The sequence below is a fragment of the Ornithinimicrobium cryptoxanthini genome, from assembly GCF_023923205.1.
In the GTDB taxonomy this organism is placed as follows: Bacteria; Actinomycetota; Actinomycetes; order Actinomycetales; family Dermatophilaceae; genus Ornithinicoccus; species Ornithinicoccus cryptoxanthini.
The window spans coordinates 2766278-2778351 of the sequence record NZ_CP099490.1; the positions used below are offsets into that span (position 1 = coordinate 2766278).

The following is a 12074-nucleotide window of genomic DNA, read 5'->3' on the forward strand; positions in this document are numbered from 1 at the left end:
GGCTCAGGGCCGCCCGGCACCTGCGGGTCCATGGCCGCTAGCGCTCAGTCGCGGGTGAGCCTGCGGTAGGTGACACGGTGGGGACGTGCCGCGTCCGCGCCCAGCCGCTCGACCTTGTTCTCCTCGTAGGCACCGAAGTTGCCCTCGAACCAGTGCCAGGCCGACGGGTTCTCATCGGTGCCCTCGTAGGCCAGGATGTGCGTGACCACGCGGTCCAGGAACCACCGGTCGTGGCTGATCACGACGGCACAGCCGGGGAACTCCAACAGCGCGTTCTCGAGCGAGCCGAGGGTCTCGACGTCCAGGTCGTTGGTGGGCTCGTCGAGGAGCAGCAGGTTGCCGCCCTCCTTGAGGGTCAGCGCCAGGTTGAGGCGGTTGCGCTCACCACCGGACAGGACACCGGCCTTCTTCTGCTGGTCGGGGCCCTTGAAGCCGAACTGGGAGACATAAGCCCGCGAGGGGATCTCCACGTTGCCGACCTGGATGAAGTCGTTGCCGTCGGAGACGACCTCCCACAGCGACTTGTTGGGGTCGATCCCGCCGCGGCTCTGGTCGACATAGGAGATCTTGACGGTCTCCCCGACCTTGACCGTGCCGTCGTCCGGCTCCTCGAGCCCGACGATCGTCTTGAACAGCGTCGTCTTGCCGACGCCGTTGGGGCCGATGACACCGACGATGCCGTTGCGAGGCAGGGTGAAGCTCAGGTCGTCGATCAGGACCCGGTCGCCGTAGCCCTTCTGCAAATCGCTGACCTCGATCACCTGGGCGCCCAGGCGCGGGCCAGGCGGGATCTGGATCTCCTCGAAGTCCAGCTTGCGGGTCTTGTCCGCCTCGGCGGCCATCTCCTCATAGCGGGCCAGTCGGGCCTTGCTCTTGGTCTGCTTGGCCTTGGCGTTGGAGCGGACCCACTCCAGCTCCTTCTCCAGGCGCTTGGCCAGCTTCTGGTCCTTCTTGCCGGCGATGGCCAGACGCTCGCGCTTCTTCTCCAGATAGGTGGAGTAGTTGCCCTCGTAAGGATAGAGCCGACCTCGGTCGACCTCGGCGATCCACTGGGCGACGTTGTCGAGGAAATAGCGGTCGTGAGTGACGGCCAGGACGGCGCCAGGGTATTCCTTGAGATGCTGCTCCAGCCATTGCACGGACTCGGCGTCCAGGTGGTTGGTGGGCTCGTCGAGCAGCAGCAGGTCGGGCTTGCTCAGCAGCAGCTTGCACAGCGCGACGCGGCGGCGCTCACCACCAGAGAGGACCGTGACGTCCGCGTCCGGCGGCGGGCAGCGGAGCGCGTCCATCGCCTGCTCCAGCTGGGAGTCCAGGTCCCAGGCGTCGGCGTGGTCGATCTCCTCCTGCAGCTTGCCCATCTCGGCCATCAGCGCGTCGAAGTCGGCGTCCGGCTCGGACATGAGCTCGCCGATCTCGTTGAACCGGTCGACCTTGGCCTTGATCTCGCCGACGCCCTCCTCCACGTTCCCGAGGACGGTCTTCTCCTCGTTCAGCGGGGGCTCCTGCAGGAGGATGCCCACGGAGTAGCCGGGGCTCAGCCTCGCCTCACCGTTGGACGGCTGGTCCATCCCGGCCATGATCTTCAGGATCGTCGACTTGCCGGCACCGTTGGGCCCGACGACACCGATCTTGGCGCCCGGGTAGAAGGACATCGTGACGTCGTCCAGGATCAGCTTCTCGCCGACCGCCTTGCGGGCACGCGTCATGGTGTAGATAAATTCGGCCATGAGTCTCAGGCTATCCGGCGGAGGCGGTCCAGCCCGAATCGGTGGGCCACCTCCGCCGCCTGTGTCTGGCGCGCTGGGCCGGGACCCGGCAGCACGCCCTGCCGAGACCGTCAGGCGCTGATGGAGACCGGCTCCTCAGCGCCCTGCTCCTCCTCATAGTCTCCCTCGCCGTAGGTGTCCTCCTCGAGGGCCTCCGCACCTACGGGCTCCCCATCGGCTCCTGCAGCTCCGACCGGCTGGTCCGCGAGGGCCGAGCGCACGTTCTCGTCGTCCGCTGGGTCCTCGCCTGCGAAGTGCGGTCGTCGCACACTGGTGTAATCGGCCTGTCCAAAGGACAGGTTCGGGCCGATCGCGCTGGCCTTGATCTCCACGTCGGTGCCCCGCTTGTCCCCGTTGACCCAGTCGACGACCTTCAACCTGCCGTGCACGAGCACCGGCGTCCCCTTCTTCAGGGACTCGAAGGCGTTGACCGCCAGGGCTTGGTAGCACGAGACCTTGAAGAAACTGGCGCCGGTCTCGAGCCATTGGCCCCGCTCCCGGTCGAAGTAGCCGTGGTTGACGGCGACTCGGAAACTGGTAAACACGTCGCCGACCTTGGTGCTGCCCACCACCGGGTCCGCGGTCAGGTTGCCGGCCACCGTCACATATGAATCTGTCATCTGACTCCCCTTCGCTCGATCCCACGGGTCCGTGGGTGAGCACCACGTTCCAACCTCTGCCGCCGACGCGACAGGCCCTCACCGAAGGTGTGGATGTGCGAGGAGGACTTGGCGCGGCTGTGGACAGCCGCGGACGAGCGGGAATGCGACGCGGCGAGCCGGGATGTGCGGGGTTGCGCGACTACTTCGCGGCGGCCTGCAGCTGCTGACGCGCCTGCTTGTGCCGATCGAGCACGGCCGTCACCGGCGTGCTCACGTGCTCGTGGGCCACCTCGGCGACCGAGCTCGCCAACCGGCCCTCGATCGCCTGCCGCCGGCGACGCGCGCCGACGCGGGCGATAGCCCGCGACCCCAGCGCCAGCAGGATCCCGAGAAGCAGTCCTCCGCCGAGCATCAGCACAGGGATCGGAAGCGGGCCATACATCGGCACCTCTGCGTCGATCTGCAGGAAGCCGAGGGCGCCGAGCACCACCAGCCACGCCAGGCCACCAATGGCAATGAGCGCCAGCAGCCACTGCAGCAGGTTGACCAGCTGCCACCACATCGGGTTGCGTGCCCGCAGCGGGGTGTTCATCACGGCCTGGTCAAGCGAGTCGGCCAGCGCGGTGCTCTCGGGGGTCGCCGCCGCCGCGACCGCGTCGGCCCAGCGAGGCGGCAACCCGGCACCAGCTGTCTCGCCGACCTGCCTGGTGGCCAGGTCGACGGCCGAGCGGGCAGCCGGGCTGGGCGGGGGCAGGGAGGAGCGACCGAGCGCGGTCTTCACGTCGGACTCGGTGATCGCCGGCCGGTCGCTGCTCTCGGAGAGCCGCAACCGCCGCAGCGGGTCCGGGCGCAGCGCCGACACCCAGCGGGTGAACGGCCAGCCGACGTGGTCACCGGCCTGACGCAGATAGTCACGCTGCACCGCGTCAAGCACCACCGGCACACCGGCTGCGTGCTCCAGCGCGAGGACAAGCTTGTGGTCAGCCTTGCGGTCCAGCTTGGGGTCGACGTCACCCACGTCCTGCAGCAGGCCGCGGGCCGTGCCCTTGAGGTCACCCACGAGACGCTGCTCGGCGGCGTTGCGCCGCGCCACGACCTCACCGATCGCGCCGCGCAGCTCAGCCAAACCGTCACGCAGCCGGGCGGACGTGCCGATGACGTCGAACTCACCGGCTCCGTCGGCGGCCACGAGCTTGGCCAGGTCGGCCTTGATCCGCTCAGCGCCACCGGGGTCCTGGATCCGGTCGATCTGGTTGAGCACCACCAGCATCACGGTGTCGTGGTCCTGCAGCGGCGCGAGGTACTCGTTGTGCAAGCGCGCGTCGGCATACTTCTGCGGGTCGGTGACCCAGACGAAGACGTCGGAGCGCTCCAGGATCCGGTCGGCCTCCTGGCGGTGCGCCACCTCGGTGGAGTCGAAGTCGGGCAGGTCGACCAGGATCAGCCCGTCGAGCGTGCCGGAGTCGTCCGCGACGTGGTGCCGCTTGTCGATGCCCAGCCAGTCGAGCAGCTCGCTGGCGTCGTCGCTGGCGCCCCAGATGGCGGCGGCCGCTTTGGAGGTCGTGGGCCGGCGCACGCCGATCGAGGAGACGTCCTCACCGGCCAGCGCGTTGAACAGGCTCGACTTGCCCGACCCCGTGGCGCCCGCGAGCGCGACGACCGTGCGGCTGCCCTTCAGCGCCCAGCGCTGCCGCACCTTGGCGACGAGGTCCTCTCCCGCCTGGGCACGCTCGGGGTTGAGCTCCGCGCCACCGACGTCAAGAGCGTCGCTGAGCTGGTCGGTGCGCCACAGGAGAGACTCCTCGCGGCTGCCGGTGCGGCGGCTCATCGGTTCTCCTCCACCTGCTGCGCGGCGCCAGACAGGTCCTTGACCGCCTGCGGTGCCAGCTCCACGTCGTCCAGGACGGTCTCGTAGCGCCCCAGCTCCTCGTCATACAGCTCAGCGACCTTGGCCAGCAGCGCCTTGCGGGCCCGGGCGGCGAGCTCGCGCACGGCCTGGTCGCCGAAGATCGCCTCGAGCAGGCGCTGGGCCAGCACGGCAGAGCCGCCGGCGATGCCGACCTCGGCCCCGGTCAGCCCGGCTGTGGAGGTGAAGACGATCAGCATCAGCATGACCGCCAGGGCGTTGACCCCGAACGCGAGATAGCGCGCCGTCGTGCGCTTCTGGCCCGCCTCGTCGCGGACCATGGTGAGGACCTCGCCCTGCCAGTCGCGGATCGTCCGCTCGACGCGGCTGTCGAAGTCCGGGCTGGCCTTGGCGAGCTCAGGATGCTTCTGGATCAGGTCGGGGCCGCCGTCGGTCCCCTTCCACCTGCGCGTCGCGGCACCTGCGGCCACCTGCGCGTGGGAGGTGACCAGCGCAGCCGCCCCCGACTGCAGTGCCTCGCCCAGGTGCTCGGTGGAGACGGCCTTGCCGGTGAAGAAGGCGGTCAGCCGGTCGCGCAGACGGCTGATGCCTGCCTCGACCTGGCGCAGGAACTCACCGGTGCCGACCAGCTCCTGCCAGCGGGCGAGCACCTCACCGCGCAGCAGCGAACCATCCTCCATGCCGTCCTCGACACCCTGGGTGGCTTCGCTGTATGCCGTGCGCGCGGCTCGGCGCAGCGCGTCCCGGGCCTCGGTCTGGGCCTGGCCGGCCTGGGCGAGCTGCTCAGAGCGTGCGGCCAGCGAGCCGAGCGCACCCTCGAGGGTGCGGCGGATGACCACGGAGCGGGCCTTGGCATCGCCTGCGAGGGTGTGCAGCCACCCGCGCAGGCGCTCGGTGTCGCGGGAGGGCAGCATCCCGTCCTCGCCGAGGGCCGACTCCGCGATCGTGAAGATCGGCGACTTCGACAGCCCCTGTTCGCGCAGCATCTGGGCGAGGTGGATGCGGATGTCCTCCATCGCCTCCGGCGGCACCCGGTCGAGCACGATCGCCACGCTCGTGCCTCGCTCGGCGGCCTCGCGCAGCAGGGTCCACGGGACGGCGTCGGCATACCGCGCGGCGGTCGTGACAAAGAGCCACAGGTCGGCGGCGGCGAGCAGCTGGCGGGCCAGGTCGCGGTTGGAGGTGACCACCGAGTCGATGTCGGGGGCGTCCAGCAGGCCCAGGCCCGCCGGGAGCATCGTGGACGGGGTCAGGCGCACCGAGCCGGGGTCGTCATCGTCAGCCACCGAGCCGGTCACCCGGGACAGGCCGGGCAGGATCCGGTCACCCTCAAACCACTGCTTGTCGTCCGGGTGGTGCACCAGCACCGAGGCGCGGGTGGTGGGTCTCAGCACGCCGGCGCGGCTCACCGTCTCTCCCACGAGGGAGTTGACGAGGGTGGACTTGCCGGCGCCCGTGGAGCCGCCCACGACGCAGAGCAGTGGGGCGTCCAGGGAGCGCAGACGGGGCAGCACGTAGTCGTCGAGCTGGTGCACCAGCTCGCCCTGCGCGGTGCGGGCCTCCTCGACGCCGGGCAGGTCGAGGGTCAGTTTGACCCGCTCTGCCGTGCCACGCAGCTGCTCGACAGCACGCAGCAGGGCCCCTCCGGAGTCGGTGTCAGTCACGCCCCAAGATTGCCGTGTCCAGCGCGTTCGACCAAACCTGACTCGCGGGTTGACCCACACTGACCTGCCAGGAGGCCCTGTTGCACACGTCATACCCCGTCCTGTGACTTGCTGCGAGGGCGAGCGAGCACTTCACACAGGTCAGCGTCCCCTGCCGACGCGCCCCCGGCAGGACTCGAACCTGCAACCTACGGATTAGAAGGCCGTTGCTCTATCCATTGAGCTACGGGGGCCAGGACTCGACCAGCCGGCGAGCCGGTGGCCCAGTCTAGATGCGCCCCGGGGTGGTCCCTGCGTCGCGACTACGCTCACCCCATGGAGCACTCCGACCCGGGAGCCAACCCCGAGGCGCCGCTGGGGGCACTGCGCGATCAGATCGACGCCGTCGACCAGGAGGTCATGTCCCTGCTGATCCGCCGGCTCGAGCTGGTGGGTGAGGTCGGCAAGCTCAAGGGCGAGCACGGCCTGCCGATCTATGCGCCCGACCGCGAGCGCTCCATGATCGCTGCCCGTCGCGCCGAGGCCGAGCGCCGCGGGCTCTCCCCCGACCTGATCGAAGACGTGCTGCGCCGCTGCATGCGCGAGGCCTATGCCCACGAGAAGAACCTCGGCTTCACCCGGCAGGCTCCCGACCTTGGCCCGATCGTGATCGTCGGCGGGGCAGGCCAGATGGGCCAGCTCTTCGGACGGATGCTGAGGTTGTCGGGGTATGACGTGCGCCAGCTGGACCGTGACGACTGGTCGCGCGCGGAGGAGCTGCTCGACGGCGCAGGCATGGTGCTGGTGAGCGTGCCGATCAGCGACACCGTCGAGGTGCTGCACCAGCTGCCGCCGTTGCCGCACGACTGTCTGCTGGTCGACCTCACCTCGACCAAGGTGGCTCCCATGGCGGCCATGCTCGAGATCCACCCGGGTCCGGTGCTGGGCCTGCACCCGATGTTCGGCCCCGATGTCGACAACCTGGCCAAGCAGGTGGTCGCCTATGTCCCCGGCCGCATCCCCGATGCCAGCACCTGGCTGCTCGAGCAGATCCGGCTCTGGGGTGCGCGGCTGCATGAGATCAGCGCCGAGGACCACGATCACGCGATGGGCCTGATCCAGGCGCAGCGTCACTTCGCGACCTTCGCCGATGGCCTGCACCTGGTGCGTGAGGACCGCTCGATCGATGAGCTGCTGTCGCTCTCGTCACCGATCTATCGCCTGGAGCTGATCATGATCGGTCGGCTCTTCGGCCAGGACCCCGAGCTCTATGCCGACATCATCATGGCCTCGCCCGACAACCTGGCGCTGATCGAGCGCTATCACGACCGCTTTGCGGAGGCGCTGGAGATCCTCCGCGCCGGGGACCGGGAGGCGTTCATCGCCCGGTTCCGCGAGATCGGCGAGTGGTTCGGCGCCCACGCCGACCGGTTCCGCGCCGAGAGCCAGTCGCTGCTCGCCCACGCCGACGCCCAGCGTTAGCCAGCCTGCCAGCCACCTCGGCGGCCGCGCGAGCCATCCCGGCATCGGCCACAGAGTTCACCTGCACTCCCTGGCCGACGACACGCCGACGTGTCCCGGCCGCAGCGTGCACCTGCACGCTCGGACCGATGGAGGTGGGCGGTTCCGAGGCCGGCAAAACCGCTATGAAAACGCGTGAGAGACCAGCAAAACCGCTATGAAAATTGTTCAGCGCTTGTGAGGCACCTGGTGGATGACCTGCTGTGCCTGCGCCGCCTGCGACTGGGGTGGTGCAAAAGAGGCGCGGCGGGCGGTCACGGTGTGCAACAACGCCTGCTCGCGGTGCCTCCAGACCGGGTCGGGGTCACCCCGCTCGAGGTGGTGCCGGGCGATCGCCAGCTCGCTCGCCTCGTCCTGGAAGGCCTCCATCGCCTCCTCCGCCCGCGGCCCACCGACACCGCGCGCCCAGGACCGTGCCCGACGCCGCTCGCGCGGCGAGACCAGCATGGCGACCTCGGCGGGGGTGAACCAGCCGTTGAGCCCATAGCCGGTCAGGTGCTCACGCAGGATCCGCGTCTCCTGGCGCCGCGAATAGACCAGGATCAGCACGAAGCCGACAAACAGGGGCACCTGCACGAGGACATAGGCCAGGAAGAAGCCGCTGGTGCTACTGACGGCCGCGAAGTTCCACAGGAAGTGCAGGAACACCGCGGCGACGAAGCCCAGCAGCGGGATGAAGGCATAGCGCCACTGGCGCCGGAACGCGATCATGCCCAGCGCGAGGCCGAAGCAGGCGGTGAACATCGGGTGGGCAAAGGGGCTGATCAGGCAACGCATGATGAAGATGCCGAACAGGCCGGGGGTGCCGAGCACGTTGAAGGCGCCCCCGAGATAGATGATGTTCTCGATGAAGGCGAAGCCGACCGCGACCATGCCGGCATAGACCAGTCCGTCCACGATGCCGTTGAACTCGCGGCGGGCGACGAAGAAGATCACCAGCACGCCGAGGCACTTCAGCGCCTCCTCGATGATCGGGGCCACGAAGACTGCGCCGGCAAACCTCGGGTCGACCTCGAGGCCGGCAAAGAAGGCCATGCCGATCTCGTTGAGGATCAATGCCCCCAGCGTGCTCACCAGCGCGCCCCACAGGAACGCGAACCACATGATGCGGGCCGGCTCGGCCTCGAGCCGGTCGACCCACAACAGGACCGGGACGACGATCCCCAGCGCGATCGAGGCGGTCAGCAGTCCGAGCATCGTCGCGGTGGCACCGGTGCTGTCCAGGACCACGATCGACAGGGCGAGGCCGGTCAGGCCGAACAGGGTGATCGCCCCTCCCCACAGGACGAAGCGGCGCAGCGTGCGGCGCGGGGTGACGTTGGCCGGATGACCCGCGAACCCGGCATACGGTCCGTGTGGTCGACCGACCGGCGGCACCACCTGCGGCTGCGGCACCCCCTGGTAGCCGACCGGCGGTCGTGGCTGCTGCGACATGGGCCTCACGCTACCCGTCCGGCTGGGTAGTCTGGAGCACGTGACGGACACCATCAGCAAGGCCCAGGCTGACCGCATCGTCTGGATCGACTGCGAGATGACCGGGCTGGACATCGCCAACGACGCGCTCATCGAGGTGGCCGCCCTGGTGACCGACTTCGAGCTCAACGTCCTCGGCGCCGGCGTCGACCTGGTCATCCGGCCACCGGACCAGGCGATGCAGATCATGGGCGACTTCGTGCGGCAGATGCACACGGACAGCGGGCTGCTCGACGTGCTCGCCGACGGCATCACTCTCGAGGAGGCCCAGACCCAGGTGATGGACTACGTCACGCACTGGGTGCCGGAGTCGCGCAAGGCCCCGCTCGGGGGCAACACGGTGAGCACGGACCGTGCTTTCCTCGCCCGCGACATGCCCGACCTTGAGTCCCACCTGCACTACCGCATCATCGACGTCTCCTCGATCAAGGAGCTGTCCCGCCGCTGGTTCCCGCGCGCCTACTTCGCGGCGCCGGCCAAGACGGGTGGCCACCGGGCGCTCGGCGACATCTGGGACAGCATCACCGAGCTGCGTTACTACCGCCACGCGGTGTTCCAGGCCCAGCCCGGGATGGACTCGACAGCGCTGAAGGCGCTGGCCGCGCAGGCGGCCGCCGAGCACGAGCACTGAACGGCGCCAGTCGTATGCCGGGGGGCGGGTCTGACTGTGTTCGGAACCTCCGGCGGGAGCAGGTAGGATAGCCGCCGTTGCCTTCAGCGCCACCGGTGTCGACGGCAGCCATGGTGGGTGTAGCTCAGCAGGTAGAGCGCCGCGTTGTGGTCGCGGATGTCGCGGGTTCAAGTCCCGTCACTCACCCCATGAGCCGGCCCCAGCGCGTCACGCACTGGGGCCGGCTGCGTTGTGCTGGGGAGCCCCGGATAGGTTGACCCCGGGCCGCGAGCGCCCGACCACCCCCTGTCACAAAGGAGAACGCCACCCATGGCACCTGAGCAGCGCACGGCCATCGTCACCGGAGCGGCGCGGGGCATCGGCGCCGAGGTTGCCCGCCGCCTGGCCGCAGACGGCTTTGCCGTTGCCGCCCTCGACCTGGACGAGACCGCCCTGGCAGCGACCGTCAACGAGCTCACTGACGCCGGTCACCGCGCGATCGCGGTCGCGGTGGACGTCTCGGACGAGGACGCCGTCAACGGTGCCGTCGAGATGGTGGCCAGCGAGCTCGGCCCGCCGCTGGTGCTCGTCAACAACGCGGGCATTCTGCGCGACAACCTGCTCTTCAAGATGCAGGCCTCGGACTGGGACCTCGTGATGAACGTGCACCTGCGGGGAACGTTCCTGATGTCGCGCGCCGCGCAGCAGCACATGGTGGCGGCCAAGTGGGGTCGCATCATCAACATGTCGAGCACCTCTGCGCTGGGCAACCGCGGCCAGGCCAACTACGCGGCGGCCAAGGCCGGGCTCCAGGGGCTCACCAAGACCCTGGCTCTTGAGCTCGGTCCGTTCGGCATCACCTGCAATGCCCTCGCGCCGGGGTTCATCGAGACCGACATGACCCACGCGACCGCGGAGCGGATGGGGATCTCCTTCGATGAGTTCCGTGCGGCCAACGAGGAGCTGATCCCGGTCCGTCGCCTGGGGCAGCCCTCTGACGTCGCCCACGCGGTGTCCTTCTTTGCCAGCGAGGGCGCCAGCTATGTCTCAGGCCAGGTCCTGTACGTCGCCGGCGGCCCCAAGAACTAGCCACGCTGGTTGGGACGGTGACGCTGTGCACCCCTCCCCTGAGGTCTTCGACCTGTTTGCCGTGCCCGCTCACGGTGAGCCGATCGGTGGTGGGCAGGGCCACAGCGTGCGCGCCGGCGACCTGGTGCTCTCACCCGGTCGGGACGCGCGGACAGCAACCTGGCTGAACCCGGTGCTCGCGCGGCTCGCGGCCAGCCTCGACCACGAGCAGCCCCGCGCGCTGCGGATCGCGATGCCGATCCCGACGCGCGACCTGCGGTGGGTCGTGGACGGCTGGGGCGCCAGCCGGTTCGAGCCCGACGCCCGCCCGTGTCGTGATCTCGACGTGCTGGTGGCGACCGGGCGGCTGCTGCACGCCCACCTCGCGGAGGTGGTCCCGCAGGCACCGGCGGAGCTCGTCGCGCAGTCGGAGAGCTCAGTCGGCGCGGAGAGCTCACCTGGTGACGACGGCCCAACTCGTGAGGACGGCCCAACTCGTGAGGACGGCTCAGCCGGTCACGAGCCATCAGCCACTGTCAACCGGTGGGCGCGAGCCGCCCACCGGACCTTCAGCGATGACCCGCCCCTCGGCATACTCGGCGAGGACCTGGCCGCAGAGTTCGCGCCCGCCGACCTCGGTCCCGACCAGCTCGTCCACGGCGACCTCGCAGGCAACGTGCTGCTGGACGCGACGGGACTGCCGGTGGTGATCGACGTCGCGCCCTACTGGCGACCCGCACTGTGGGCCGAGGCGGTCTGCGTGCTCGACGCGGTCCTGTGGCTCGGCGCCGACCCGCAGGCCATGGACGAGTGGGCCCGTGGGGTGCGCCGGCAGGCCATGCTGCGGGCCGCCCTCTTCCGTCTGCTCAGCGACCCAGACCCGGATGTCGGGAGCTATCGCACCCTCGTGAGCGGTGTCCGGGGCTAGAGACCGTCCTGGTGGTCTGCGACGGCCGCCTCGAAGCCCATGCCCATCTCGTCGAGCTCGTCCGGTGCGTGCCCGAGCGACTGGCGCACCCGCCAGCGGCCCGCGCACAGGAGCCCCAGGTCGGCAGGGGGTCCGTCGCTGTCCTCCACCAGGGCGATGCCGCGGTTGAACCAGGCCAGCGCCTGCACGGCCTCGCCACGGGACTCCCAGATCGTCGCCATCGTCCAATAGGTCTCGGGCTCGTCCGGACGGCTGCGGCGCACGTCCTCGGAGAGCTCCTTGGCCTCCTCGGGCCGCTCGAGGCCGAAGAGCAGCTCGACGGCGAATGCCCGCGGGTCAGCTCCGTGCGAGATCCCCAGCTCACTGGCACTCAGCGCGTGGGCGAGAGCACCCTCCTGGTCACCCGCCTGAGACAGCTGAAAAGCGGCCCGCAGCATCAGGTCGCCGGGCCGCGCAGCGTCCTGCAGCTGAGGGTCGCCGGCCCAGGCCACCAGCTGCTCGGCCGCCGCGGCCCGGGCCCCGTGTGAGGCACCGTCCAGCCCTGCGTCAAAACGGTCCAGCCACTCGAGGTCGATAGGTTCGCGCACGCCCACACC

10 protein-coding genes and 2 tRNA genes are annotated in these 12074 nt (G+C 69.6%); 5 read left to right on the forward strand and 7 right to left on the reverse strand.

Annotated elements, in window-relative coordinates; translation table 11 throughout:
* Nucleotides 1-44: 44 nt before the first annotated feature.
* The 5 genes from ettA to NF557_RS12790 all read right to left on the reverse strand — a co-directional run bounded on the left by ettA (nucleotide 45) and on the right by NF557_RS12790 (nucleotide 6132).
* On the reverse strand, nucleotides 45-1727 hold the full coding sequence (ettA, locus tag NF557_RS12770) for an energy-dependent translational throttle protein EttA (RefSeq protein WP_252619911.1): 1683 nt from the start codon (nucleotides 1725-1727) through the stop codon (nucleotides 45-47).
* A 110-nt stretch (nucleotides 1728-1837) separates the two neighbouring features.
* A complete protein-coding gene (locus NF557_RS12775; protein WP_252619912.1) occupies nucleotides 1838-2386 on the reverse strand; it encodes a single-stranded DNA-binding protein in 549 nt (182 codons plus the stop codon).
* Between the two features lie 181 nt (nucleotides 2387-2567).
* Complete coding sequence (locus tag NF557_RS12780; RefSeq protein WP_252619913.1) at nucleotides 2568-4196, reverse strand: GTPase; 1629 nt, start codon at nucleotides 4194-4196, stop codon at nucleotides 2568-2570.
* Nucleotides 4193-5899, reverse strand: coding sequence for a dynamin family protein (locus NF557_RS12785; RefSeq protein WP_252619914.1), 1707 nt, complete (start codon nucleotides 5897-5899; stop codon nucleotides 4193-4195). The genes NF557_RS12780 and NF557_RS12785 overlap by 4 nt, the downstream gene beginning before the upstream one ends.
* Nucleotides 5900-6059: 160 nt before the next feature.
* Nucleotides 6060-6132: transfer RNA gene (locus tag NF557_RS12790), tRNA-Arg, on the reverse strand.
* 82 nt (nucleotides 6133-6214) lie between these two features.
* Here NF557_RS12790 and tyrA point away from each other — a divergent pair.
* Entirely contained in the window at nucleotides 6215-7360 is a 1146-nt protein-coding gene (gene tyrA / locus NF557_RS12795; RefSeq protein ID WP_252619915.1) for a bifunctional chorismate mutase/prephenate dehydrogenase, read from the forward strand.
* A gap of 207 nt (nucleotides 7361-7567) precedes the next feature.
* Here the strand turns inward: tyrA and NF557_RS12800 are convergent, their stop codons facing one another.
* Nucleotides 7568-8833 carry a PrsW family intramembrane metalloprotease gene (locus NF557_RS12800; RefSeq protein WP_252619916.1) on the reverse strand — a complete coding sequence of 422 codons (1266 nt, stop codon included), beginning with the start codon at nucleotides 8831-8833 and terminating at the stop codon, nucleotides 7568-7570.
* Between NF557_RS12800 and orn the strand changes: the two genes are divergently transcribed.
* The 4 genes from orn (at nucleotide 8832) to NF557_RS12820 (ending at nucleotide 11478) form a co-directional block, all read left to right on the forward strand.
* The gene (gene orn / locus NF557_RS12805; RefSeq protein ID WP_256841199.1) at nucleotides 8832-9503 is read left to right on the forward strand and encodes an oligoribonuclease; all 672 of its coding nucleotides are present in this window, start codon (nucleotides 8832-8834) and stop codon (nucleotides 9501-9503) included. The two genes, NF557_RS12800 and orn, sit on opposite strands and share 2 nt — an antisense overlap.
* Nucleotides 9504-9616: 113 nt before the next feature.
* Nucleotides 9617-9692: transfer RNA gene (locus tag NF557_RS12810), tRNA-His, on the forward strand.
* Nucleotides 9693-9812: 120 nt separating this feature from the next.
* Nucleotides 9813-10571 (forward strand): 3-oxoacyl-ACP reductase FabG, encoded by a 759-nt coding sequence (gene fabG, locus NF557_RS12815; RefSeq protein WP_252619917.1) that lies wholly within the window; start codon nucleotides 9813-9815, stop codon nucleotides 10569-10571.
* A 25-nt stretch (nucleotides 10572-10596) separates the two neighbouring features.
* The gene (locus tag NF557_RS12820; protein ID WP_252619918.1) at nucleotides 10597-11478 is read left to right on the forward strand and encodes an aminoglycoside phosphotransferase; all 882 of its coding nucleotides are present in this window, start codon (nucleotides 10597-10599) and stop codon (nucleotides 11476-11478) included.
* Here the strand turns inward: NF557_RS12820 and NF557_RS12825 are convergent.
* Complete coding sequence (locus tag NF557_RS12825; protein WP_252619919.1) at nucleotides 11475-12065, reverse strand: tetratricopeptide repeat protein; 591 nt, start codon at nucleotides 12063-12065, stop codon at nucleotides 11475-11477. The genes NF557_RS12820 and NF557_RS12825 overlap by 4 nt on opposite strands.
* Nucleotides 12066-12074 lie beyond the last annotated feature (9 nt).

Bases quoted from the DNA above. Each gene is read 5' to 3' on its own strand.
- ettA (WP_252619911.1), bottom strand. From the start codon at position 1,727: ATGGCCGAATTTATCTACACCATGACGCGTGCCCGCAAGGCGGTCGGC.
- NF557_RS12775 (WP_252619912.1), bottom strand. From the start codon at position 2,386: ATGACAGATTCATATGTGACGGTGGCCGGCAACCTGACCGCGGACCCG.
- NF557_RS12780 (WP_252619913.1), bottom strand. From the start codon at position 4,196: ATGAGCCGCCGCACCGGCAGCCGCGAGGAGTCTCTCCTGTGGCGCACC.
- tyrA (WP_252619915.1), top strand. From the start codon at position 6,215: ATGGAGCACTCCGACCCGGGAGCCAACCCCGAGGCGCCGCTGGGGGCA.
- orn (WP_256841199.1), top strand. From the start codon at position 8,832: ATGGGCCTCACGCTACCCGTCCGGCTGGGTAGTCTGGAGCACGTGACG.
- NF557_RS12800 (WP_252619916.1), bottom strand. From the start codon at position 8,833: ATGTCGCAGCAGCCACGACCGCCGGTCGGCTACCAGGGGGTGCCGCAG.
- fabG (WP_252619917.1), top strand. From the start codon at position 9,813: ATGGCACCTGAGCAGCGCACGGCCATCGTCACCGGAGCGGCGCGGGGC.